21 protein-coding genes and 1 pseudogene are annotated in these 24,162 nt (G+C 68.4%); 16 read left to right on the top strand and 6 right to left on the bottom strand.

The window, feature by feature from the left end; genetic code table 11:
* The first annotated feature begins 34 nt into the window (after window positions 1-34).
* The 6 genes from pepN (at window position 35) to CVV76_RS25495 (ending at window position 7,380) form a co-directional block, all read left to right on the top strand.
* On the top strand, window positions 35-2,620 hold the full coding sequence (gene pepN / locus CVV76_RS19890; RefSeq protein WP_102226440.1) for an aminopeptidase N: 2,586 nt from the start codon (window positions 35-37) through the stop codon (window positions 2,618-2,620).
* On the top strand, window positions 2,613-3,359 hold the full coding sequence (locus CVV76_RS19895) for an SDR family oxidoreductase (protein ID WP_102226441.1): 747 nt from the start codon (window positions 2,613-2,615) through the stop codon (window positions 3,357-3,359). Before pepN ends, CVV76_RS19895 begins: the two co-directional genes overlap by 8 nt.
* 236 nt (window positions 3,360-3,595) lie before the next feature.
* Entirely contained in the window at window positions 3,596-4,186 is a 591-nt protein-coding gene (locus CVV76_RS19900; RefSeq protein ID WP_102226442.1) for a dimethylsulfonioproprionate lyase family protein, read from the top strand.
* 171 nt (window positions 4,187-4,357) lie between these two features.
* Entirely contained in the window at window positions 4,358-5,869 is a 1,512-nt protein-coding gene (gene gatB / locus CVV76_RS19905; RefSeq protein ID WP_102226443.1) for an Asp-tRNA(Asn)/Glu-tRNA(Gln) amidotransferase subunit GatB, read from the top strand.
* A 154-nt stretch (window positions 5,870-6,023) separates the two neighbouring features.
* Window positions 6,024-6,590, top strand: coding sequence for a DUF302 domain-containing protein (locus CVV76_RS19910; protein WP_102226444.1), 567 nt, complete (start codon window positions 6,024-6,026; stop codon window positions 6,588-6,590).
* A 289-nt stretch (window positions 6,591-6,879) separates the two neighbouring features.
* Entirely contained in the window at window positions 6,880-7,380 is a 501-nt protein-coding gene (locus tag CVV76_RS25495) for a DUF4177 domain-containing protein (RefSeq protein ID WP_233193035.1), read from the top strand.
* A 40-nt stretch (window positions 7,381-7,420) separates the two neighbouring features.
* Here CVV76_RS25495 and CVV76_RS19920 read toward each other — a convergent pair whose 3' ends face one another.
* Window positions 7,421-7,678 carry a BolA family protein gene (locus tag CVV76_RS19920; RefSeq protein WP_102226445.1) on the bottom strand — a complete coding sequence of 86 codons (258 nt, stop codon included), beginning with the start codon at window positions 7,676-7,678 and terminating at the stop codon, window positions 7,421-7,423.
* Window positions 7,679-7,775: 97 nt separating this feature from the next.
* Between CVV76_RS19920 and CVV76_RS19925 the strand changes: the two genes are divergently transcribed.
* The 7 genes from CVV76_RS19925 to CVV76_RS19955 all read left to right on the top strand — a co-directional run bounded on the left by CVV76_RS19925 (window position 7,776) and on the right by CVV76_RS19955 (window position 15,038).
* A complete protein-coding gene (locus tag CVV76_RS19925; RefSeq protein ID WP_102226446.1) occupies window positions 7,776-8,411 on the top strand; it encodes a J domain-containing protein in 636 nt (211 codons plus the stop codon).
* A gap of 216 nt (window positions 8,412-8,627) precedes the next feature.
* Window positions 8,628-9,614 carry a cobaltochelatase subunit CobS gene (gene cobS / locus CVV76_RS19930; protein ID WP_102226447.1) on the top strand — a complete coding sequence of 329 codons (987 nt, stop codon included), beginning with the start codon at window positions 8,628-8,630 and terminating at the stop codon, window positions 9,612-9,614.
* A gap of 5 nt (window positions 9,615-9,619) precedes the next feature.
* Window positions 9,620-10,015, top strand: coding sequence for a VOC family protein (locus CVV76_RS19935; RefSeq protein WP_102226448.1), 396 nt, complete (start codon window positions 9,620-9,622; stop codon window positions 10,013-10,015).
* A gap of 1 nt (window position 10,016) precedes the next feature.
* Complete coding sequence (locus tag CVV76_RS19940; RefSeq protein ID WP_102226449.1) at window positions 10,017-10,715, top strand: aspartate/glutamate racemase family protein; 699 nt, start codon at window positions 10,017-10,019, stop codon at window positions 10,713-10,715.
* A gap of 238 nt (window positions 10,716-10,953) precedes the next feature.
* The gene (gene cobT / locus CVV76_RS19945) at window positions 10,954-12,825 is read left to right on the top strand and encodes a cobaltochelatase subunit CobT (RefSeq protein ID WP_102226450.1); all 1,872 of its coding nucleotides are present in this window, start codon (window positions 10,954-10,956) and stop codon (window positions 12,823-12,825) included.
* Window positions 12,825-14,633: an aminopeptidase P family protein gene (locus CVV76_RS19950; protein WP_102226451.1), complete on the top strand. Its 1,809-nt coding sequence runs from the start codon at window positions 12,825-12,827 to the stop codon at window positions 14,631-14,633. The genes cobT and CVV76_RS19950 overlap by 1 nt, the downstream gene beginning before the upstream one ends.
* A gap of 60 nt (window positions 14,634-14,693) precedes the next feature.
* Window positions 14,694-15,038, top strand: a complete 345-nt coding sequence (locus tag CVV76_RS19955; RefSeq protein WP_102226452.1) for a DUF427 domain-containing protein — start codon at window positions 14,694-14,696, stop codon at window positions 15,036-15,038.
* 215 nt (window positions 15,039-15,253) lie between these two features.
* Here CVV76_RS19955 and CVV76_RS19960 read toward each other — a convergent pair whose 3' ends face one another.
* Window positions 15,254-17,065, bottom strand: coding sequence for a chloride channel protein (locus CVV76_RS19960; protein ID WP_102226453.1), 1,812 nt, complete (start codon window positions 17,063-17,065; stop codon window positions 15,254-15,256).
* 177 nt (window positions 17,066-17,242) lie between these two features.
* Between CVV76_RS19960 and CVV76_RS19965 the strand changes: the two genes are divergently transcribed.
* The 3 genes from CVV76_RS19965 to CVV76_RS19975 are packed head-to-tail and all read left to right on the top strand — an operon-like array spanning window position 17,243 to window position 19,581.
* Window positions 17,243-17,806: a hypothetical protein gene (locus CVV76_RS19965; RefSeq protein ID WP_102226454.1), complete on the top strand. Its 564-nt coding sequence runs from the start codon at window positions 17,243-17,245 to the stop codon at window positions 17,804-17,806.
* A 4-nt stretch (window positions 17,807-17,810) separates the two neighbouring features.
* Complete coding sequence (locus CVV76_RS19970) at window positions 17,811-19,196, top strand: FAD-binding oxidoreductase (RefSeq protein WP_199178657.1); 1,386 nt, start codon at window positions 17,811-17,813, stop codon at window positions 19,194-19,196.
* Entirely contained in the window at window positions 19,186-19,581 is a 396-nt protein-coding gene (locus tag CVV76_RS19975) for a YybH family protein (RefSeq protein WP_102226456.1), read from the top strand. Before CVV76_RS19970 ends, CVV76_RS19975 begins: the two co-directional genes overlap by 11 nt.
* Before the next feature lie 164 nt (window positions 19,582-19,745).
* On the opposite strand, the gene recN is transcribed toward CVV76_RS19975, so the two are convergent.
* The 4 genes and pseudogenes from recN to CVV76_RS25010 all read right to left on the bottom strand — a co-directional run.
* Window positions 19,746-21,395, bottom strand: coding sequence for a DNA repair protein RecN (gene recN, locus CVV76_RS19980; protein ID WP_102226457.1), 1,650 nt, complete (start codon window positions 21,393-21,395; stop codon window positions 19,746-19,748).
* 72 nt (window positions 21,396-21,467) lie between these two features.
* On the bottom strand, window positions 21,468-22,313 hold the full coding sequence (locus tag CVV76_RS19985; RefSeq protein ID WP_102226458.1) for an outer membrane protein assembly factor BamD: 846 nt from the start codon (window positions 22,311-22,313) through the stop codon (window positions 21,468-21,470).
* A gap of 119 nt (window positions 22,314-22,432) precedes the next feature.
* Window positions 22,433-23,353 (bottom strand): UDP-3-O-acyl-N-acetylglucosamine deacetylase, encoded by a 921-nt coding sequence (lpxC, locus tag CVV76_RS19990; RefSeq protein WP_102226462.1) that lies wholly within the window; start codon window positions 23,351-23,353, stop codon window positions 22,433-22,435.
* A 382-nt stretch (window positions 23,354-23,735) separates the two neighbouring features.
* Window positions 23,736-24,162: pseudogene (locus CVV76_RS25010) on the bottom strand (cell division protein FtsZ); the annotation flags it as partial.

Raw genomic sequence — 24,162 nt, forward strand, 5'->3', positions numbered from 1 at the left:
GCCTACACATGGCACAGGAGCCAAGGAGAGTGCGATGAAGGATGCCGCCCCGCAAACGGTCCGTCTGGCCGATTACATGCCGCCCAGCCATCTTGTCGAAGAGGTCGCGCTGCACTTCACCCTCGACCCCGGGGCGACCCGGGTGCGGTCGGCGATCCGCTTCGTGCCGAATCCCGCCCGCGCCGATGCCGTGGCGGGTCAGGCCGACCTGCGCCTCGACGGCGAGGATCTGCGCCTGATCTCGGCGGTGGTCGACGGGGTGGCGATCGACGCCGCGCCGGACGCGACCGGGCTGACCCTGCCGGCGGACGCCCTGCCCCGCGGCGCCTTCCTCTTCGAGGCCGAGGTCGAGATCGCGCCCGCCTCGAACACCGCGCTCGAGGGGCTGTACATGTCGAAGGGCATGTACTGCACCCAGTGCGAGGCGGAAGGCTTTCGCAAGATCACCTTCTACCCCGACCGGCCCGACGTGATGGCCCCCTTCCGGGTGACGATCGAGAGCGATCTGCCGGTGCTCCTGTCGAACGGGGACCCGGTGAACGCGGGCCCCGGCTGGGCCGAATGGGAGGACCCCTGGCCCAAGCCCGCCTATCTGTTCGCGCTGGTGGCGGGCGACCTCGTGGCGCACCAGGATTTCTTCCGCACCCGGTCGGGCCGCACGGTGGAGCTGAACATCTGGGTCCGCAAGGGCGACGAGGATCGCTGCGCCTACGCGATGGGGGCGCTGAAACGCTCCATGACGTGGGACGAGGACACCTATGGCCGCGAATACGACTTGGACATTTTCAACATCGTCGCAGTCGATGACTTCAATATGGGCGCGATGGAGAACAAGGGGTTGAACATTTTCAACTCCAAATACGTTCTGGCCTCGCCCGAGACGGCGACCGACGACGATTTCGCCCGGATCGAGGCGATCATCGCGCATGAGTATTTCCACAACTGGACCGGCAACCGCATCACCTGCCGCGACTGGTTCCAGCTCTGCCTGAAGGAAGGGCTGACAGTGTTCCGCGACCAGTCCTTCTCGGGCGACATGCGCAGCCACGCGGTCAAGCGGATCGAGGACGTGCTGACGCTCCGCGCGCGCCAGTTCCGCGAGGATGCGGGGCCGCTTTCACACCCGGTGCGGCCCAGCTCCTACCAGGAAATCAACAACTTCTACACCGCCACCGTCTATGAGAAGGGCGCCGAGGTGATCGGCATGCTCAAGCGTCTCGTGGGAGATGACGGCTATCGCCGCGCGCTGGATCTGTATTTCGAGCGTCACGACGGCGAGGCCACGACGATCGAGGCCTGGCTGAAGGTATTCGAGGACGCCACGGGCCGCGACCTCGCCCAGTTCAAGCGCTGGTACACCGATGCCGGCACACCGCATCTTCGCGTCGAGGAAGACTTCAACGACGGCGTCTATACCCTTACGTTCGAGCAGGAAACCGCGCCGACGCCCGGCCAGCCGGAGAAGCCCCCCCGGGTGATCCCCATCGCCGTGGGCCTGCTGAACCCGAACGGCGACGAAGTGGTGCCGACCCGGGTGCTGGAGATGACCGAGGCCCGGCAGAGCTTTGCCTTCGAGGGGCTGTCGGCACGGCCCGTGCCGTCGATCCTGCGCGGCTTTTCCGCGCCGGTGGTCCTGGAACGCGCCACCACGGCCGAGGAGCGCGCCTTCCTCCTCGCTCATGACACCGACCCGTTCAACCGCTGGGAATCCGGCCGCAGCCTCGCCAAGGAGGTTCTTGCGCGGATGGTGACCGAAGGTGCCGCCCCCGCGCCGGGATACCTTGACGGGATCAAGGCGATCCTTCGCGACGACAGCCTCGACCCCGCGTTCCGCGCGCTGGCGCTGCGGCTTCCCTCCGAGGACGACATGGCCCAGACGCTTCACGCGACCGGCCACGTGCCCGATCCCGCGCAGATCCACCGCGTGCGCGAGGCGCTGAAGGATGCGATCGCTGCCCATCTGGGGGCCGACCTGCCCGCGACCTACGCCGCGATGGCGGTCGCCGGCCCCTACACGCCCGAGGCCGCCCCCGCGGGCAAGCGGGCGCTGCGCGGTGCGGCGCTGGCCTATCTCACCCGCACCGACGGCGGCACGGCGGCCACGGCGCAATTCGCCGCCGCCGACAACATGACCGACAGCCTTCAGGCCCTCACCGCGCTTCTCGACATCGGCCGCGGCGAGGCCGAGCTTGCGGCCTTCGAGGCGCGCTGGAAGGACGACCCGCTGGTGATGGACAAGTGGTTCACCCTGCAGGTGATCATGGCCGCGCCCGAAGCCTGCGCCGCCACCGCAACCGCCCTGACCGAACGCGCAGATTTCGACTGGAAAAACCCCAACCGCCTGCGCAGCGTGCTGGGCGCCGTCGCCGCGAACGCGGCGGGGTTCCACCATGCCTCGGGCGCGGGCTACCGCTTCCTTGCCGACTGGCTGATCAAGGTCGACCCGCTGAACCCGCAGACCGCGGCGCGGCTCTCGACGGCCTTCGACAGCTGGGCGCGTTACGATGCCGACCGCCAGGGACTGATCCGGGAGGAACTGGCGCGGATCGCCGCCACCCCGGGCCTGAGCCGCGACCTCGGCGAGATGGTCGCGCGGATGCGGGGGGCTGACGATGCGTAAGGTCGCCCTCGTCACCGGGGCCAGCGCCGGCATCGGCGCCGCCACCGCCCTCGCCGCCGCCTCCGCCGGATACGATGTTGCCGTCGCCTACGGCCGTGACCGAGCGGGCGCCGACGCCACCGCCGAGGCCTGCCGCGCCGCCGGCGCCCGGGCCGCCGTCCTGCAGGCAGACATGGCGGCACCGGACGGGCCGGAAGCCCTGATGGCCGCCTTCGATGCAGAGTTCGACAGGCTGGACGCGCTGGTCAACAATGCCGGCATCGTCGACGTCGCCGCCCGTGTCGACGAGATGGACTACGCCCGCCTCGCCCGGATGTTCCAGGTCAACAGCATCTCCCCGATGCGCCTCGCCGGTCTCGCCGTGCGCCGGATGTCGACGCGCCACGGCGGCGCGGGCGGGGTGATCGTCAACGTCTCCTCGGTCGCGGCACGGCTGGGGGCGGCCAACCAGTTCGTGGACTATGCCGCCTCCAAGGCCGCGATCGACGCGCTGACCAAGGGCCTTGCCGACGAGGTGGCGGCCGAGGGCGTCCGCGTCGCCGCCGTCCGCCCCGGCCTGATCGAGACGGCGATCCACGCCAAGGGCGGCGATGCCGACCGCGCCCGGCGCCTCGCCTCCAACGTGCCGATGCAGCGCGTGGGCAGCGCGCAGGAAATCGCGGCGGCGATCCTGTGGCTGATGTCCGACGGGGCCTCCTACGTCACCGGCACCACCCTCGACGTCTCCGGCGGCCGTTAGGCCCCGCCCCCCCTACCCGTCCGGCCCGGCCCGGCCCGCCCGGGCTGTCCCGGCCCGGCTGTCCTGGCCCGGCTGTCCCGAACGCGACCCACGGGTCGCAATCCGGCCTTCCGTGCGCGACACGTGTGTCGCGTTCGGGCCTCCGGTTTTCGACATTCCCCAGGTCGCTCATCGCGACGACGCGCGACTCACCCGGTGTCATCCTCGCCCCGACACCGCATCGGGGAGAGGCCGCGATGACACCGCAAGACGCACTGGCCCTGCTGCTCCTCGGGCTGCAGTTTCTCTATGCCAACGAGGGCCGCGACGGCGGCACCGAGGCCGCCCTCGTCCTCGGCGAGGCCTTGGGGCGCCTCACCGACCAGCCGATCCTGACCGACCGCACGATGCCCCCCGTGGACGGCCTCGCCCCCGGCGCCCATCCGCTCGCGGCGGCGATCCATGCGGCGGGTCCGCTGATCCCCTGGTACCACGCAGGTCTCGACGACGGAAAGATCCCCGAGGCGGTCGCCCGCCGCATGCTGACTGCCGAACTAGTGGGCCCCGAGGGGCTGATCCACGACACCCGCGCCCGCATCGGCCTGTTCTGGCAAGGAGCCGGCGTCGACTATCCCGTCCGCACCCATGCCGCCGAGGAAACCTACCTCGTGCTCGCAGGCGAGGGTGGCTGGAGCCTCGACCACGCCGCGCACACGCTCCACGGCCCCGGCGCGGTGATCTTCCACCCGTCCTTCGCCCCGCATGCCTCGCGCACCGACACCCGCCCGATGCTCGCCGCCTGGCGCTGGGGCGGCGAGATCGGCTGGGAAAGCTACAAGATCGCCTGACCCCGCCTCCGGCTCTCGGATCCCCGCCCCCCACTTTCTGCTCGAAAATATCCCGGGGGGTGAGCCGCATCGCGGCGAGGGGGGCAGCGCCCCCCTCTCTCCCCCTCCACCCGCTTGCTCCCTTGCGAAGTTGCGCCTAGAACACCCGGGCAAGACGCAAAGGATGCCGCCATGCTCGACCTGACCTTCGACACGCCCAAGCCGAAACGCATCACCGGCGCCAAGCACGACTGGGAGCTGGTGATCGGGATGGAGATCCACGCCCAGGTCTCGTCGAACGCCAAGCTGTTCTCCGGCGCCTCGACCGCCTTCGGGGCGGAGCCGAATTCCAACGTCTCCTTCGTCGACGCGGCGATGCCCGGTATGCTGCCCGTGATCAACGATTTCTGCGTCGAGCAGGCGGTCCGCACCGGCCTCGGCCTCAAGGCCGCGATCAACCTGACCTCGGCCTTCGACCGCAAGAACTACTTCTACCCCGACCTGCCGCAGGGCTACCAGATCAGCCAGCTCTACCACCCGATCGTGGGCGAGGGCGAGGTGCTGGTCGAGATGGGCCCGGGCGTCGCGCGGCTGGTCCGGATCGAGCGGATCCACCTCGAACAGGACGCGGGCAAGTCGATCCACGACATGGATCCCACCATGTCCTTCGTCGATTTCAACCGCACCGGCGTCGCGCTGATGGAAATCGTCTCGCGCCCCGACATCCGCGGCCCGGAAGAGGCCGCCGCCTATGTCGGCAAGCTGCGCCAGATCCTGCGCTACCTCGGCACCTGCGACGGCAACATGCAGAACGGCAACCTGCGCGCCGACGTCAACGTCTCGGTCTGCCTGCCGGGTGCCTATGAGAAGTACCAGGAAACCCAGGATTTCGGCCATCTCGGCACGCGTTGCGAGATCAAGAACATGAACTCCATGCGGTTCATCCAGCAGGCCATCGACTACGAGGCCCGGCGCCAGATCGCGATCCTGGAAGACGGCGGCAAGATCGACCAGGAAACCCGCCTCTACGATCCCGACAAGGGCGAGACGCGGTCGATGCGGTCGAAGGAAGAGGCGCACGACTACCGTTACTTCCCCTGCCCCGACCTCCTGCCGCTGGAGATCGAACAGGGTTGGGTCGACGACATCGCAGCCGCGATGCCGGAGCTGCCGGACGCCAAGAAGGCCCGCTTCATGGCCGATTTCGGCCTGACCGATTACGACGCCTCGGTGCTGACCGCGGAACTCGATTCCGCGCGTTTCTTCGAGAAGGTGGCCGAAGGGCGCGACGGCAAGATGGCCGCGAACTGGGTCATCAACGAGCTGTTCGGCCGGCTGAAGAAGGAAGGCCACGAGATCACCGACAGCCCGGTCTCGGCCGCGCAGCTGGGCGGCATCGTCGACCTGATCCAGAAGGGCGACATCTCGGGCAAGATCGCCAAGGACCTGTTCGAGATCGTCTATACCGAGGGCGGCGATCCCGCGAAGATCGTCGAGGACCGCGGGATGAAGCAGGTCACCGACACCGGCGCGATCGAGGCGGCGGTGGACGAGGTGATCGCCGCGAACCCGGCGCAGGTGGAAAAGGCCAAGGCCAATCCGAAACTTGCGGGCTGGTTCACCGGGCAGGTCCTCAAGGCCACCGGCGGCAAGGCCAACCCCAAGGTCGTGACCGAACTGGTGGCGCAGAAACTGGGGCTCTGAGCCCCCGTCACCGCGCCCGCACGACGCCTCCCCCGCTTCACGGGGGCGGCCGCCATTGGATAGACGCATTCGAATATCACGGGTTGACAAAAGGTCGCGGCCGGGTGCCCCCTAGGCCGTGGCGCATGCAGCCATGAGGACAGGGAGGGCCTTCATGACGTTTCTGAGAAACCTGATGGCGATCATCGGCGTTGTCGCGCTCGTCGCTGTGCTTTGGGTCGCGTGGAGTTTCCGCGACCTCGACCCGAAGGCGCCGGGCGTCTACTGGAACATGGCCAAGACACTGGCCGCCACCGGCAACGCGGCGGAGGCGACGGTGTGGAAGGCCAAGGTCAAGGCGGGGCTGAGCTTCGATGATGTCGACCAGTCGATCCAGTCCGCCGCTCTTGCAGACAACATCAAGGACGTGGGCAACCTGCCGCTTGGAGACCAGGTCTCGGCGATGCAGGGCAAGCCCTGGCGCAAGCTCAAGATCTACCTCTACTGCAACCCGCTGACCGCGGCGAAGATGGTCGATTATTCCGAGGCCTACAGTGCCTACCTGCCCTGCCGCATCGCGCTGGTCGAGGACAAGTCGGGGCAGCTCTGGCTCTATTCCCTGAACATGGACATGATGATCTGGGGCGGCAAACCGCTGCCGCCGGATCTGAAGAAAGAGGCGCTTCACGTGCGCGAGGTCATCCTCGACATCATGAAGAAGGGCGCGAACGGCGACTTCTGATCGGCCGATGGTGAATTGCTGCCGGCGCCCACGGCCCTTGCGCCGCCCCTGACTTGCCCCGCCCCTGACTTGCCCCACCCCTGTCCTGCCCCGTCGCTGCGCGCGATACGGGCCACGGCCGGGGGCTGACGCGGAACCGGAGGTGGGAAAGACAGGGGAACCTCCTGCCCGGCGGCGCGTTCCCGCCGGACAGGCCGCCACCGAAGGCAGGCCCGGCCGATGGTGCCTTGGCCTCGGGTGGGCAAAACGTTTAAGGTGGCGCCATTCTGCGACCCGGAGGCCCTTACCCATGACCCGCGTGACGACCCGCTACGAATACAAGGTGGTGCCCGCCCCGCGGCGCGGCGAAAAGGCGCGCGGGGCCAAGCAGACCGAGGACCGCTTCGCCCATGCGCTGGCCTCGCTCATGAACCGCATGGGGCGTGACGGCTGGGATTACCTGCGCGCCGAAACCCTGCCCTGCGAGGAACGCTCGGGCCTGACCGGGCGCACCACGACCTTCCAGAACATGCTGGTGTTCCGCCGGGTGATCGAGGACGAGGGTCGCGCAGCCCCCAGCTTCGACCCGATGGACGACACCCAGGCGCCCGACATCCCCGCCGGCAACCGGATGCCGAGCGTGATCTCGGCCCCTCGCCCAGAGGCCTCCCGCACCGAGCCGCACAGAACCGAACCGAACCGCACCGAGACACCGCGCGCCGAGGGGCCGCGCCTTGTCTCCTCGCGCGAGGACGAGGGCGGCAAGGCCCCCGCCGTAGGCCCGGCCCGCGGCGAGTCACCCGCCGACTGACACGCCCCCGGCGCAGACACCGATAGTCAGACTTCGACGCTCAGGCCTCGATGGTCAGGGCCAGCGCGTGGATTCGCCCGACAAGGTCGCGCCCAAGGGCGGAATGAACCGCCCTGTGACGGGCGATCCGGCTCATCCCCTCGAAGGCGGGCGCACGGATCGTGACGTTGAAATGGCTCTCTCCGCCCTCACGGTATCCGGCATGGCCGCGGTGGCGCGCGCTGTCGTCGACCACCTCCAATTCCCGCGGTGCGAAGGCATCGCGCAGACGGGTCTCGATCTCTTGCGTTACGCTCATTCTTCCTCCCCGGGGATCGGCACTTTCTGCCTGTCAACCCCTTCAACTGGTCGGGAAAAACCCTAAACTCATGCGTCCGAGTCGGAAAGGCAGCTAGATGACCAAAGGTTCCCCCTTCGAATTCGACATAAGCGTCTCGTCGGACAAGAAGCGCCGCAACCGCGGAAAGCGCGGCATGTCGGGCGCCTTCGAGACGTCGACGCGGGTCTGCGAACATCCGGGCTGCACCGAAGCCGGGCAATACCGCGCGCCGCGCTCGCCCGACCACCTCGACGAATACCGCTGGTTCTGCCGCGACCACGTGCGCGAATATAACCTCAAGTGGAACTTCTTCTCGGGTCAGACCGAGGAAGAGTTCGAGCAGATGCTCGACAACGACCGGGTCTGGGGCCGCGCGACGAAACCCTTCGCCGACGCCAAGGAAACCCGTGCCTGGCACCGGCTGGGCGTCGAGGACCCGCACGAGATCCTGGGCGAGAACGCGACCCGCAACCCGGGCAAGGCCAACCCCTCCGGCGCGACCCGCAAGCTGCCGCCCACCGAGCGCAAGGCGATCGAGATCCTCGAGGCCCGCGACACCTGGACCCGGGTCGAGATCCGCAAGCAGTACAAGAGCCTGGTGAAGGATCTGCACCCCGACATGAATGGTGGCAAGCGCGAGGACGAGGACCGCCTGCAGGAGGTCGTCTGGGCCTGGGACCAGATCAAGGACAGCCGCAACTTCCGGGATTGAGACGCGGCGGCGGGGCGGGCCCAAATTCCTTTCGAAGGAATTTGCAAAGAGTTTTCTGAAAACTCTTTGGTGCCGGCTTCCCGGGCCGCGCATCCGGCCCGGCGTTCGGATCCTCCTCTCCCATCGCCCCCTCCCCTTGCACCCCTGCGGCAAATGCTCCATCAAACGAGGGTTGGATTTTTCCGGGCCGGCGCCCGGGCACGTTGAGGCAGACACATGGCGGACGGCACGATGGATATGAACGCGAAACCCACCGAAGAGATTTCGGTCCGCGAGGTCTTCGGCATCGACACCGATATGAAGGTGAAGGGCTTCGCCGAGCGCACCGACCGCGTGCCCGAGATCGACACGACCTACAAGTTCGACCCGGACACGACGCTGGCGATCCTGGCGGGCTTTGCCTACAACCGCCGCGTCATGATCCAGGGCTATCACGGCACCGGCAAGTCGACCCATATCGAACAGGTCGCGGCGCGGTTGAACTGGCCCTGCGTGCGCGTCAACCTCGACAGCCACATCAGCCGGATCGACCTGATCGGCAAGGATGCGATCAAGCTGCGCGACGGCGTGCAGGTGACCGAGTTCCAGGAAGGCATCCTGCCCTGGGCGCTGCGCAACCCCACCGCCATCGTCTTCGACGAATACGATGCGGGCCGGGCCGACGTGATGTTCGTGATCCAGCGCGTGCTGGAACATGACGGCAAGCTGACGCTGCTGGACCAGAACGAGGTGATCACGCCGAACCCCTATTTCCGCCTGTTCGCCACCTCGAACACGGTGGGTCTGGGCGACACGACCGGCCTCTATCACGGCGTGCAGCAGATCAACCAGGCGCAGATGGACCGCTGGTCGCTGGTGTCGACGCTGAACTATCTGTCGCACGACGCCGAGACCGCGATCGTGCTGGCCAAGAACCCGCATTACAACACCGAGAAGGGCCGCAAGCAGATCGGCCAGATGGTGACGGTGGCGGACATGACACGCACCGCCTTCATGAACGGCGATCTGTCGACCGTGATGTCGCCGCGGACGGTGCTGAACTGGGCCCAGAACGCCGAGATCTTCCGCAACATCGGCTATGCTTTCCGCCTGACCTTCCTCAACAAGTGCGACGAGCTGGAGCGCCAGACGGTGGCCGAGTTCTACCAGCGCTGCTTCGACGAGGAACTGCCGGAAAGCGCCGTCTCCACCGCGATGCGGTGAGCGGGATGGCCGCGACCCCGATCCTGCGGGTCGCGCGCCCTACCGACCGGCTTGGGCCGGTTACCGCCTTCTACCGCGACGGGCTCGGCCTTTCGGTGCTGGGCGGCGTCACCTGCCACGATGGTTTCGACGGGGTGATGCTGGGGCATCCCTCCGCGCCCTGGCACCTGGAATTCACCCGGCGCGAGGGCCATGCGGCAGGCGAGGCGCCGACCGAGGACAACCTCCTGGTGCTCTACCTCCCCGACCCGGCCGAATGGCGCGATGCCTGCACGAGGATGGAAGCCGCAGGCCATGCGCCGGTCGCTTCGTTCAATCCATACTGGGACCGGCGCGGGCGCACCTATGAGGACCCGGACGGCCACCGCGTCGTTCTGCAGAACGCGTCATGGGAGGCATGACATGCACATCGGCCTGATCGGCGGCATCGGTCCCGCCGCCACGGTGGTCTATTACCAAAGGCTCTGTGCCGCCGTCGCCGCGCGCGGCGGGCGGCTGGAGCTGACGATCGTGCAGGCCGACATCCATGAGCTGATCGCCAACAACCTCGCCGACCGGCGCGGCGAACAGGCCGAGATCTACCGGCGCCTGATCGACCGCCTCGCCGCCGCGGGCGCCGATTGCGCGGCGATCACCTCGCTCGGCGGGCATTTCTGCTTTGACGAGACGGCGGCGATCTCGGCCCTGCCGCTGGTCTCGGCGATCGCCCCGCTCGACGCCCATTTCGCGGGCCGGGGGCTGGGGAGTGTCGGCATCCTCGGGACCCGGGTGGTGATGCGCACCGGGTTTTACGGCCAGCTCAGCCGCACCCGCGCGGTCGCGCCCACGGCGCCCGACAGCGACGAGATCGACCGTATCGGTCAGCTCTATCAGGACATCGCCGTGGCTGGCACATGCTCGGACGCGCAGCGCCGCACGCTGTTCGAGGCCGGGCGGCGCATGGTGGAGGATCAGGGTGCCGAGGCGGTGGTGCTGGGCGGCACCGACCTCGGGCTTGCCTTCGACGGGCATGATCCGGGCTACCCGGTGATCGACGCGCTTGACGTTCACGTGGCGTTGCTTGCCGATCTGGCGACCGGGGCGGCACGCCTCGGGGCCTGATGCCCTTTAGCGAACACCGGTACTGCCCCCCCGGGCACTGCCCCCCCCCGCCCCCCGGGGGCACCACCCGGCCACCCCTCACGCGCCCCGCCTCTCCGCGCCGCACAGACGAGGAGAGGCGTCGGCGCCCGACGAGGGGTCGGCGAGGGCCCGCAAGGGCCCGGCGAGGCATCGACGCGCCCCCCTGCCCGCGCTTTCGCGCTTGCGGGGGCCGCGGGGCGGTGCTTTACCTTCCCCTATGACGAAGCCCAGCGACAACCCAGCCGATCCCTTCAAGAAGGCCCTGGCCGAGGCCGCCCGCACCATGGCGGACGATCCCGACCTGGGCGTCACCTACTCGGTCGACCCGCCGGGGCTGACGCGCGATGCGATGCGCCTGCCGCAGGTCAGCCGCCGCATGTCCGCGGACGAGGTTCTGCTTGCCCGCGGCACCGCCGATGCCTACGCGCTGCGCCACCGCTACCACGACGCCAAGACCCACGCCCGCTACGAGCCCTCGGGCCAGATGGCCCGCGACCTCTACGAGGCGATGGAGACCGCGCGGTGCGAGGCCGTGGGCGCCCACACCATGCCGGGCACGGCCAAGAACATCGACGCCAAGATCGGCGCCGAGGCCGCGCGCAAGGGCTATGACCAGATCACGCGGGCCGAGGACGCGCCGCTCGCCACCGCCGCGGGCTATCTCGTGCGCCACCTCGCCACCGGGCGCCCCCTGCCGAAGGGCGCCGACAACGTGATGAACCTCTGGCGCGGCTTCATCGAGGAACAGGCCGGCGGCACGCTGGAAGACATCAACGACGTGCTGATGGACCAGACCGCCTTCGCCCGGTTCTCGCGCAAGGTGATCCAGGATCTGGGCTACGGCGACCAACTCGGCGAAGACCCGGATTTCGAGGACGAGGACGACAACCAGGACCAGGCCGAGGAAGACGAGGAGAACCCCGACAGCCAGGGCCAGGAGGATGAGCAGGAAGAGGCCGAGGCCTCGCCCGAGCAATCCCAGGAGGAACAGCAAGACGACAGCCAGGCCCAGGTCTCGATGGAGGACGACGCCGACACCGACATGTCGGAAGACACCGAGATGCCGGATGCCGACGCCCCGCTGGAGCCGCCGCCGCCGCCCGCGCATTCCGACGCTGACCCGAATTACACCGTCTACACCACCGATTTCGACGAGGAGATCAAGGCCGAGGATCTGGCCGAGCCGGCCGAACTCGAACGCTTGCGCGCCTATCTCGATCAGCAGCTCGACCCGCTGAAAGGTGCGGTGGGGCGGCTGGCCAACAAGCTTCAGCGCCGGTTGCAGGCGCAGCAGAACCGCTCGTGGCTGTTCGATCTGGAGGAAGGCATCCTCGACGCGGGCCGCCTTGCCCGCGTGGTCGCGAACCCCACCACGCCGCTCAGCTTCAAGCAGGAGAAAGACACCGAGTTCCGCGATACGGTGGTGACGCTGCTCCTCGACAATTCGGGCTCCATGCGCGGCCGCCCGATCTCCATCGCCGCGATCTGCGCCGACGTTCTGGCCCGCACGCTGGAACGCTGCGACGTCAAGGTCGAGATCCTGGGCTTCACCACCCGCGCCTGGAAGGGCGGGCAAAGCCGCGAGCGCTGGCTTGCCGCCGGCCGTCCGCAATCGCCGGGCCGCCTGAACGACCTGCGCCACATCATCTACAAATCCGCCGATGCGCCCTGGCGCCGGGCGCGCGCCAACCTCGGCCTGATGATGAAAGAGGGCCTCCTGAAGGAGAACATCGACGGCGAGGCGCTGGAATGGGCGCACCGCCGCATGGCCGCCCGCCCCGAGGCCCGCAAGATCCTGATGGTCATTTCCGACGGCGCGCCGGTTGATGATTCCACCCTCTCGGTCAACCCGGCCAGCTTTCTGGAAAAGCACCTGCGCGACGTGATCGCCATGGTCGAGAAACGCCGGATGGTGGAGCTGATCGCCATCGGCATCGGCCATGACGTGACGCGCTATTACCAGCACGCGGTGACCATCACCGACGTGGAACAGCTGGCGGGTGCCATGACCGAGCAACTCGCCGCCCTCTTCGACCAGGATCCCCGGGCCCGCGCCCGGATCATGGGAATAGCCAAGGCCGCCCGCTGATGTACCAGACCTTTACCGTCACCGCCCGCCCCGAACAGGGGCCGCCGCGCCTTGCCGCGCTTCGTGCCCATCTGAAGGACCGGGGCCTTGCCGGGATGATCATCCCGCGCGCCGATGTCCATCAGGGCGAATACGTGGCACCGCATGACGAGCGCCTCGGCTGGCTGACCGGGTTCACCGGCTCGGCGGGCTTCTGCATCGTGCTGCCGGACGTCGCGGGCGTCTTCATTGACGGCCGCTACCGTACCCAGGTGAAATCGCAGGTCGATCTTGGGGTCTATACCCCCGTGCCCTGGCCGGATGAGCTTCCGGGCCCCTGGATTGCCCAGCACCTGCCCGAGGGGCAGGTTGCCTACGATCCGTGGCTGCACACCGCCGACGAGATCGCCAAGATCGAAGCGGCGCTGAAGGACAGCGGTGCCTCGCTGGTTGCGGTCGCCGGGAATCCGGTGGATGCGATCTGGGACGATCAGCCCGCCCCGCCCTGTGGCAAGGTCGCGGTGCAGCCTCTTGAATTCGCGGGCGTCTCCTCGGCTGACAAGCGTGCCGATCTGGCCGCGCAGATGGCTACCAAGGGCCAGGCTGCCTGCGTCATCACCCTGCCGGATTCGATTGCCTGGCTGATGAACATCCGTGGCTCCGACGTTGCGCGGAACCCGGTGGTGCATGCTTTCGCGATCCTCCATGCCGACGCGACGCTGGCGCTCTTCATCGACCCGGCCAAGCTTGACGACGAGGTGCGCGCGCATCTGGGCGAGGGCGTCACCCTGTACGCACCCGCCGATTTCGAGGCGGAGCTGACCGCGCTGACCGGTCCGGTTCGCGTCGACCGCGCGACCGCCCCCGTCGCCGTCAGCCGTGCGCTGGAAGAGGCCGGGATTCCGGTCAGCTGGGGCCAGGATCCCTGCCTTCTGCCCAAGGCGCGCAAGAACCCGGCCGAGGTGCAGGGCGCGCGCGACGCGCATCTGCGCGACGGGGCGGCGATGGTGGAATTCCTCTGCTGGCTCGACCAAGCCGCCCCCAAGGGCGGGCTGACCGAGATCGACGTGGTCACCAGCCTCGAGGGGTACCGCAGCGCCACCAATGCGCTGAAGGAAATCAGCTTCGAAACCATCGCCGGCACAGGCCCGCACGGCGCGATCATGCATTACCGCGTGACCGAGGATACGAACCGCACACTGACCGAGGGCGAGCTGATCGTCGTGGATTCCGGCGGGCAGTATATCGACGGCACCACCGACATCACCCGCACCGTCGCCATCGGCACCCCGCCGGAAGAGGCCTCGGCCGCCTTCACCCGGGTGCTGCAGGGGATGATCGCGATCTCTCGCGCACGCTGGCCCAAGGGGCTTGCCGGTCGCGACCTGGACCCGCTGGCGCGCTATCACCTCTGGATCGTCGGGCAGGATTTCAACCACGGCACCGGGCATGGCGTCGGGTCGTACCTCTCGGTGCACGAGGGGCCGCAGCGCCTGTCGCGCGTGTCCGAGATCGCGCTGGAACCCGGCATGATCCTGTCGAACGAACCGGGCTATTACCGCGAGGGGGCCTTCGGCATCCGAATCGAGAACCTCCTCGTGGTCGAGGAGGCCCCGGCGCTGGACACCGCCGACCCCGAGCGGCAGATGCTGTCGTTCGAGACGCTGACCTTCGCGCCGATCGACCGCCGGCTGATCCGGGCAGAGATGCTGGCCCCCGACGAGCGCGCATGGCTGAATGCCTATCACGCGGAAGTGTTCGCGAAGATCGGCCCGCGGGTCTCGGAAACCGCCCGAAACTGGCTTTCCGACGCGACCGCACCGATCTGAGCGCTGGCGCCGTCACGATTTCCCGCTAGCTTGGGGTCCGTCAGACTGAGGGAGGGGCCGATGCCCGAACGCGACATCACCATCGTCAAGGCACCGGGCACCTGGGTGGTGCGCGCGGGCGGCGCGATCCTGGGCGAGACCAAGGAAGCGCTGGAGCTTACCGAGGGCAGCTATCCGCCCGTGATCTACTTTCCCCGCACTGATATCGCGATGGCCTTCCTCGATTCGTCGGACACGGTGACGACCTGCCCCAAGAAGGGCGCGGCGAGCTATTACTCGATCGTCACCAAGTCGACGACGATCAAGGACGCGGCCTGGAGCTATGAGGACCCGATCGAGGGGGTGGAGCGGATCAGGGGCCACCTCGCCTTCTACCCCGACCGGGCGACGGTCGAGCGGATCTGAGGCGCCTTCCCCAGACGGCTTGCAGCCCTTGGGGATTAGGAACGCACCCGGCCCTTGGTTGGGCGCATGTGCCGCGCGCGTGGTCTGCGCTTTATCGTCCCGCACCCCTCCCACGCTTGTGCGTGCGGTGAGGTTGCGATGCGCCCTCCCGGGAGGGAGTCGAGCGCGGCCCGGGGCTGGTCGTCCCGGACGTCAGGGGCTGCCCCCGCCCTGCCTCAGCTGCGGTAGTCGTTCATCACCACCCGCGCCACGGCGTCGCGGGTCAGCACGCCGATGACATTCTCGGGCCGGGGCACCTTCTTGTCCGGCACCACCAGCACGGCAAGGTGCTTGCGGTCGGCCATGTGGCTCATCACCGTCTGCATGAACGAGGATTCCTTGGCGACGCCCACGGGTTCGATCAGCGGCCCCAGCGCGCGGGTCTTGTCCTCCGGGTCGACCTGGATCACGCCGAGGATATGCCGCCCCTCGACCACCACAGCGTAATGCGGATCGTCCGAGGCATGGGGCAGACGCCCCGCACCGTGCAGCGCCGATGTCTCGACCACGCCCACCACCTTCTCCATCACGTCGCGGGCCTTGCGGATCGCGAACATGTGGGTGCGCAGGCCGCGAGGGATGTGGTGGCCGCGGCGCGCCAGCTTGGTGGTGTAGATATCCTCGGGCGACAGGCCCGTCCGCACACCCACGGCGCAGGCCACCGCGATGATCGCGGCCACGGTGATCGAATAATCTCCCGTCATCTCGAAGATCATCACGATCGAGGTGATCGAGGCCCCGGTCGTGCCGCCCACGATCGCCGCCATCCCCACCAGCGCGAAGGCGATGGGCGAGAAGGCGAGGAACGGGAACGCCAGGCTCAAGAGCGATCCGAACGCGCCCCCGAGCGTCGCGCCAAGGAACAGCGAGGGCGAGAACACCCCGCCCGAGGCGCCGCCGCCCAGGCTGACCGAGGTCGCGAAAAGCTTCAGCAGGAACAGCAGGAACAGGAAGGCCGGCGCGTCGATCTGGCCCGACAGGATCGCCTGGATCGTGGCATAGCCCACACCCTGGGTGTGATACATGCCGGTGGTCTGCATCAGCACGTAGAACAGCACGCCAAGCGACGTCATCGCGAGGACGTTCTTGAGGTAGTCGTTGATCGGCAGCTCGTCGAACTTGTCCTCGGTCCAGTAGAGCGTCTTGACGAACAGCGTCGCCGCAAGCCCGCAAAGCACGCCCAGCAGCACGTAGAGCGGCAGCATGTCGGCCGAGAGCGGCACGAAGATGTCGGGCCGCTCATAGGCCGCGACCGAGAAGGCGGGCTCCATCCCGAAGGCCAGACGCCCCATGTAGGTGGCGGTCCCCGTGGCCAGAACCAGCGGCAGGAGAGTGCGCGCCGTGATCTCGGGCAGCATCAGCTCGACCGCGAAGAGGACACCGCCCAGCGGAGTGTTGAAGGTCGCAGCGATCCCCGCCCCGGCGCCGGCGCCGACCAGCGTGATGATCTGCCACGACCGCAGGTGGAACACCTGTCCCAGCACCGACCCCATGGCCGATCCGATCTGGATGATCGGCCCCTCGCGCCCGACCGACGCCCCGGTGCCGATCGACAGCGCCGAGGCGATCGCCTTGATCACCACGACCACGGGGCGCATCCGCCCGCGCTTGTAATAGATCGCGTCCAGAACCTCGGGCACGCCATGGCCCTTGGCCTCGGGCGCGAAGGTCTTGACCAGAAAGACCACGATCAGCCCGCCCACGACCGGCGCCAGGATCACCCAGGGACCGAAGGGCGAGGGCGGCGTCGGGATGTTGGCATCGTAATGCGCCGACAGCGTGCCCGAGAAAGCCAGGTTGTGAAAGATCGAGATCATCCAGCGCAGCACGATCGCGCCAAGCCCCGCGACGATGCCGATCACCACCGCCATCAGCGACAGCGCGATCACCGAGGCCTGTCGGGTATCGGCCTGCCCAGAGGCTCTGGCGGGCGTGGCGGCGGAATCTGACGTCGCGGCGCGCGGGCCGGCAGGCTGTGTGTTCGGCATGACCTCAGACAATCTCCTCCTTGCCGCGCCGTCAAGACCGGCGCCCTGCACCGGGGTTCGAAAATGCACCTTTTTCCGTGCAGTTATAATCGGTGGTTGCTTCCCGCGCAGCCTTTTTGTCAACTGGAGCCGGCCGTCCTGCGGCCGGGATCGAGGAATGACAGAGGAAGGGGCGACATGGCTGCCCAGACCGAACGGCGCCGCGTGGGTCTGCGCCGCGAGACGATCAAGGTGCTCTTCGGGGTCGCGCTCTTCGCCGCCTTCTACGTGGGCTACCTCTCGATCCAGAACTACCGGGCCGAGGCCTATTACGCCAACCTGCGCAAGACCGACCCCCTGCGCTACCTCGACGATCTGCGCAAGTCGGAAGGGTTCGCCGCCTATCTCGACAAGTACCGCCTGCTGGAGGGCTATACCCACGAGCAGGCGCAGGTGCCCTCGTTCATCGTGGGTCGCTGGACCATGCGCTCGGCCACCCAGCGGGTAGCGCCGGGCACGGTGTTCGCCGATTGCACCGATCCGGTCACCTTCCAGCACGGCCTTCTGCGGATCTCCGAGGGCCCTCAGGCGACGGTCTACCAGGTCACCTACCGAATCGCGGGGCAGGAGCTTATCCTGAACGGCGACAAGATCGGGCGAATGCGGGTTGGCATGGTCAGCTACGGCAGCGCCATCGACCATCTGGAATTCAGCCCGCCGGGGGGGTATGGCGAAGTCTACGCCTATCGCTGCGGAAGCTGATCCCATGCCCGAACTGCCCAAGACCCTGACCGACGCCCTCGGCGCGCTGCTGGGTGCGCGCTTCTCGCGCTCCCCCTCCGACCGTGACCTGCATGGCCGAAACGAGACCCATTTCCCCCCCGCCCCGCCCGATGCCGTGGCCTACCCCGAAACGACCGAGGAGGTCGCCGCCATCGTCCGCGCCTGCGCCGCGGCACGGGTGCCGGTGATCGGCTGGGGCACAGGCACCTCGCTGGAAGGTCACGCGCTGGCGGTGGAGGGCGGCGTGACCGTCGATTTCAGCCGCATGAACAGGGTGATCGAGATCCTTCCCGAGGACATGATCGCCCGGGTGCAGCCCGGCCTCACACGCACCGGCCTGAACACCGAGCTGCGTGCCACGGGCCTCATGTTCCCGGTCGACCCCGGGGCCGATGCCTCCCTCGGGGGCATGGCGGCCACGCGCGCCTCGGGCACCACGGCGGTGCGCTACGGCACGATGCGCGACAACGTGCTGGGGCTCGAGGTGGTGCTGGCCGACGGGCGGGTGATCCGCACCGGTTCCATGGCGCCGAAATCCTCGGCCGGCTATGACCTGACCGGGCTGATCGTGGGCTCCGAGGGGACGCTGGGCCTGATCACCGAGATCACGCTGCGCCTGCATGGCCAGCCCGAGGCGGTCTCGGCCGGGATCTGCGCCTTCGAGGCGATGGCGCCCGCGGTCGAGGCGGTGATCGCGACGATCCAGTCGGGCATACAGGTCGCCCGGATCGAGTTCGTCGACGGCGCCACGGTTGCGGCCTTCAACGCCCAATCCGGCGCCGCGATGCCCGAGCAGCCGCACCTTCTGGTGGAATTCAACGGCTCCGAGGCCGGCGTCGCCGAGCAGGCCGCCCGCTTCGGCGAGATCGTCGAGGAGTTCGGCGGCGGCCCGTTCCAGTGGGCGCAGGCGGCCGAGGACCGGTCGCGCCTGTGGAAGATGCGCCACGAGGCCTACCATTCGATCCTGCGCCAGCGGCCTGGCGCCACCGCCTGGGTCACCGATGTCTGCGTGCCGATATCGCGCCTGGCCGAGGCGGTCGAGGAGACCGCGGCGGAGATCGCCGCTGGGCCGATCCCCGGGCCGATCCTGGGCCATGTGGGCGACGGCAACTTCCATGCCATCTTGCTGGTCATGCCCGACGATCCCGCCGAAATCTCCGCCGCCAAGCGGCTTGCCGCCAGCCTGGCCGAAAGGGCGCTTCGTCTGGGTGGCACCGTGACCGGAGAGCATGGTATCGGCATAGGCAAACTGGGCTACATGGAGCGCGAGCATGGCGGGGGCTGGGACGTGATGGGCGAAATCAAGCGGGCACTCGATCCGCTGAACCTGATGAACCCCGGCAAGATGGTGCCGACCAATGCCGGTTGAAGCACCCGAGGTCTTCGCCCGCGCCTTCTCACAGGCGTGGCTGGCTCATGACGTGCCGGCGCTGGCCACGCTGTTTTCCGAGGACGCGGATTTCCTGACGCTGACCGGCGACTGGTGCGAGGGCCGCCAGGCCATCGCCCGCACCCTGACGGGAGAGCTGAAAGGCGCCTTCGCCAAGGCGCGGCTGGTCACCGGGCGATCGAAGATGCGCATCCTCGGCAAGGAGGCGGCGATCCTCCACCAGCGCTTCGTCCTGTCGGGGGTTCTGAACGCCGACGGCTCCGACGCGGGGCGGATCGCGACGATCCTGATGGCGGTGGTGACCAAGGCGCCGGGCGGCGGCTGGCAGGCGGTTTCCGCCCAGTTCGCGGTCGAGGAGAGCTGAAGGGAGGCCTCGGGCCCGCCGATTTCGCCTGGACGGCGCACCGAGGGTCGGGAGGGGGCCGTCTGCCCCGCCGCCATTCTCCTTGGAGAATGGCGCACCAAAAGGAAAGCAGGGGGGCCGTCTGCCCCCTGCACCCCCCGAGGATATTTTCGCTCAGAAGAAGATCAGGTCTTGAGGAGGGCTCTTGCGGCCTCTCTTGCGGCGTCGGTGATGGTGTCGCCGGCGAGCATGCGGGCGACCTCGTCGACGCGCTCGCGCGGGGAGAGGGGGGTGACCTGCGAGGTGGTCATGCCGTCGCTCACGGCCTTGGCGACGCGCCAGTGATGGGCGCCGCGGGCGGCGACTTGGGGCGAATGGGTGACGACGAGGACCTGCGCCTCCTCGGCGAGGCGGGCGAGGCGGCGGCCGACCGCATCCGCCGTGGCGCCGCCGACGCCGCGATCGATCTCGTCGAAGATCATCGTCAGGGCGGTCTGGCCGCGGGTCAGGCAGACCTTCAGCGCGAGGAGGAAGCGCGACAGCTCGCCGCCCGAGGCGATCTTGTTCAGCGGACCCGCCGGGGCGCCCGGGTTGGTGGCCACCGTGAAGGCCACCTGGTCGGCGCCCTCGGGGCCCGGGTCGGCCGACGCGATCTCGGTCGAGAAGCTGGCGCGCTCCATCTTCAGGGGGGCCAGCTCGCCCGCCATGGCCGCGTCGAGCCGGATGGCGGCGGCCTTGCGGGCCTCGGTCAGGGCGGCGCAGGCGGTGCCATGCGCCTTGCGCGCCGCCTCGGTCGCCTCGCGCAAGCGGGCGATCTCGGCCTCGCCCCCATCGAGCGCCTCAAGGCGTGCACGCAGATCGGCCGCCAGCGTGCCGAGATCGTCGGGCGCCACGGAATGCTTGCGGGCCAGGGCGCGGATCGCAAAGAGGCGTTCCTCGACCCGTTCCAGCTCCCCGGGGTCGAAGTCGAGCGCGTCGAGCGTGTCGGCGACGCCCTGCTCGGCCTCGCCCAGCTCGATCAGGGCACGGTTCAGCGCCTCGAGCGCCGCGTCGAGGCGCCCCTCGGCCCGGTCGGCGACACCTTCGAGCCAGCGCATGGCGTCGCGCATCGGGCCCTCGGCCCCCTCCGGCCCGAGGGCCTGGTGGGCGCGGCGGATATCCTCGCGGATCTTGCCTGCCGCCTGCATCTCGCGGCGGCGGATGTCGAGGATGCCCTCCTCGCCCTGGGCCGGGTCGAGCTTGTCGAGCTCGGCCACCGCGTGGCGCAGGAATTCCTCCTCGGCGCGGACGGCATCCAGCGCCGCCTCGGCCTTTTCCTGTGCCTTGCGCGCGGTGGCGAGGCGGGACCAGGCCGTCGCGGTATCGGACAGAAGGCCCGCATTGCCCGCGAAATCGTCGAGCAGGGCGCGGTGGCCGCGCGGGTTCAGGAGGCCGCGGTCGTCATGCTGGCCGTGAAGCTCCACCAGTGTCTCGGAGAGCGCGCGCAGCACCTCGCCGCTGGCGCGGCGATCGTTGACCCAGGCGGTCTTGCGCCCGTCGGCAGCATTCACCCGGCGCAGGATCAGCTCGTCCCCCGCGGGAAGGCCTGCCTCGTCGAGGACGGCGCGGGCGGGATGGCCGGCGGGCAGGTCGAAGACCGCCGTGACCTCCCCCTGATCGGCCCCCGTGCGCACAAGCTCCGCCCTGCCCCGCCAGCCGAGAACGAAGCCGAGCGCGTCGAGCAGGATGGACTTCCCCGCCCCGGTCTCGCCGGTCAGCACGTTGAGGCCGGGCTGAAAGCCAAGCTCCAGCCGGTCGATGATGAGAAGATCGCGGATATCGAGGCTGCGCAGCATCTGCGTCGAAACTCCGGTCCGGGCGTGCCGCGGCCCCCGCCCCCGCGACGGGGAGGAACCGCGTCTACGCCGTCAGAGCCACTTGCCCTGAATCATCTGGCGGTACACTTCGCGCAGCCAGCCCTTGCCCTTCGGCTTCGCCTCCAGCCCGTGGCCCTTCAGCTTGGCGTAGGCCTCCTTGTAGAACGGGCTGGACTGGAAGTTGTAGCCGAGAATGGCGCCGGCGGTCTGGGCCTCGTTGTCGAGCCCAAGCGCGAGGTAGGCCTCGACCAGCCGTTCCAGCGCCTCGGGCGTCTGCTCGGTGGTCTGGTAATTCTCGACCACGGTGCGGAAGCGGTTGATCGCGGCGGTGTAGTTCTGACGCTTGAGGTAGTAGCGCCCGATCTCCATCTCCTTCGCGGCGAGGTGATCGAAGGCGAGGTCGAACTTGAGCATCGCCGACTTGGCGTAGTTGGAATCCGGGTACTTCTCGATAACGTCACGCAGCGCCTGGAGCGCCTGGAAGGTCAGGCCCTGGTCTCGGCCGACCTCGTCGATCTGGTCGTAATAGCTGAGCGCCAGCAGGTACTGCGCATAGGCCGCGTCGTCATCCGCGGGGTAGAAATCGAGGTAGCGCTGCGCCGCGCCGCGCGACTTCTCGTATTGCTTGGAGGCATGGTAGGCGTAGGCCTCCATGATGATCGCGCGCTTGGCCCATTGCGAATAGGGATAAAGCCGCTCCGCCTCCGAGAAGTAATGCGCCGCGTCCTTGGCCTTGTGCCGGACGTTCAGCTCATACTCGCCGCGCTGATAGATCTGCTTGGCGGTGTATTGATCGAGCGGGGCGTCCTTGGCCGATTTGCCGCCGCCGCAGGACGCGAGAATCGTTACCAGCGCACCTGCTCCGATCAGCTTCGCATACGAGATGCCGCCTGCCATTTCCGCCTGCCCCTTTACCGATTTCGGGGGCAGACGCGATGACGCAGGGCCCCTCTTCGACCGTCTGTTAGCACAGAAAAATCCGGGGCGCAAAACGCCTTTGGCAGGGGGATCATGCCTTACGCGACGGCCGGGATGTCGAGGCGCGAGAGGCCGACACCGGGCAGCTTGCAGCCGGTGAAGCTGCCGACCTCGACCAGTCGGAAGGCGCCGGGCGTGGCGAAGAGGGCGTGCAGGAGCTTGTTTGTCATGGCGTGGCCCGCACGGTAGCCCGTGTAGCGGCCGAGGATCGGCGCACCGGCCAGCGCAAGGTCCCCCAGTGCGTCGAGCATCTTGTGGCGCACCGGCTCGTCCGCGTGGCGCAGACCGCCGGGCGTGAGGATCCGATCACCATCGACCACAACTGCGTTCTCGACCGTGCCGCCAAGCGCCAGGCCCTTCTCGCGCATCGCGTCGACGTCCGACTGACGGCAGAAGGTGCGGCTGTCGCAGAGCTCGCGCACGAAGGCGCCGTTGGCCATGTTCAGCGTCTTGCGCTGCTGGCCGATCGCCCCGTCGTCGAAGTCGATGGCGAAGTCGATTTCCAGCATGTCCGACGGCTCCAGCCGCGCCCAGCCGAGGCCGTGCTGGACCTCGACCGTCTTCTCGATGCGGAATGCGCGGACCGGCTCGCCCAGCTGGCGGATGCCGCGGGCGAGGAAGGCGTTGACGAACTGCATGGCCGAACCGTCGAGGATCGGAACCTCGGGGCCATCGATCTCGATCAGCGCATTGTGAATGCCGCAGCCGGCAAGGGCTGCCATGATATGCTCGATGGTCGAGACCTGAACGCCGGCGGCGTTCTCGATCAGGGTGCACAGGCTCGACGGGACGACGCTGTTCCAGCGCGCCGCAATCATCGGGTCGGTGCCGATCACGTCGGTCCGCTTGAACCAGATGCCGTAGTCGGCAGAGGCCGGCAGCACGCGCATGCGCACGGGGTTGCCGCCATGCAGGCCGACACCGGTGAAGGTAACTGGCGATTTGAGAGCGTTTTGCACGACGACCTCGACTGGTTGCGCGAACTTCTCAAGGCAGTATGCCCGGGTCCGCATCTTGGAATTAGTCGGGGGGTGAGCGCATCACAACTCACTCTTTGCAACGCGATGTAACATAGGCTTCACGCTTTGGCAAAACGGCGCCGAAGCTGACCTTCCGCCACGCAACCCACTGAAATCATTCGCTCCATAGCGGCGACAACGATGTCTCACGACGTAAATTTGTGAACGGTTTCCCCGCGGTTTCCGTGGCGTCAACGGCCCCGATCACGCCCCCTGAAACAGCCAAGGGGCCGGGTTTCCCCGGCCCCTGTGCGGTGCGTGAGTGGTGATGCGGGCGGTTGCGGGACTGCCCGGCGGGCCCAGTCGGTGGGCCAGGTCGGTGTCAGTTGGCCTGACGCCGAAGGAACGCGGGGATCTCGATGCGCTCTTGCTCGGGATCGTTGTCGTGGTCTTCCTCGAACGCCGTGACCGGCGGTTGCTGGCGCTGCGGCGCGGCTTGGCCCCGCTCGGGCCCGCGATGCTCGGCGGCGCCCTCGTGGCCGTGGCCGGTCATGCGATTGATCAGCGAGTTGATGCCAAAGCGCGGGCGCTCTGCCTGCTGTGCCCGAGTCGGGGCGGCAGGCGCCGCGGGGGCGGCCTGCTGCTGCGGCGCGGCGCGGCCGGCGGGCTGCTTGTGCACCGCGGCCGCCAGACGCGCCAGGGCTTCGGGCGACGGCGTGCCCGGGGTGCGGGCGCGCGGCGCTACGAAGGCGGCGGCATCGTCTTCGACGCTGGGCTGCGGCGCCGGTTGCTGGCGCGGGGCCGGAGCG

It is taken from the genome of Acidimangrovimonas sediminis (assembly GCF_002871005.1).
Classification (GTDB): domain Bacteria; phylum Pseudomonadota; class Alphaproteobacteria; order Rhodobacterales; family Rhodobacteraceae; genus Acidimangrovimonas; species Acidimangrovimonas sediminis.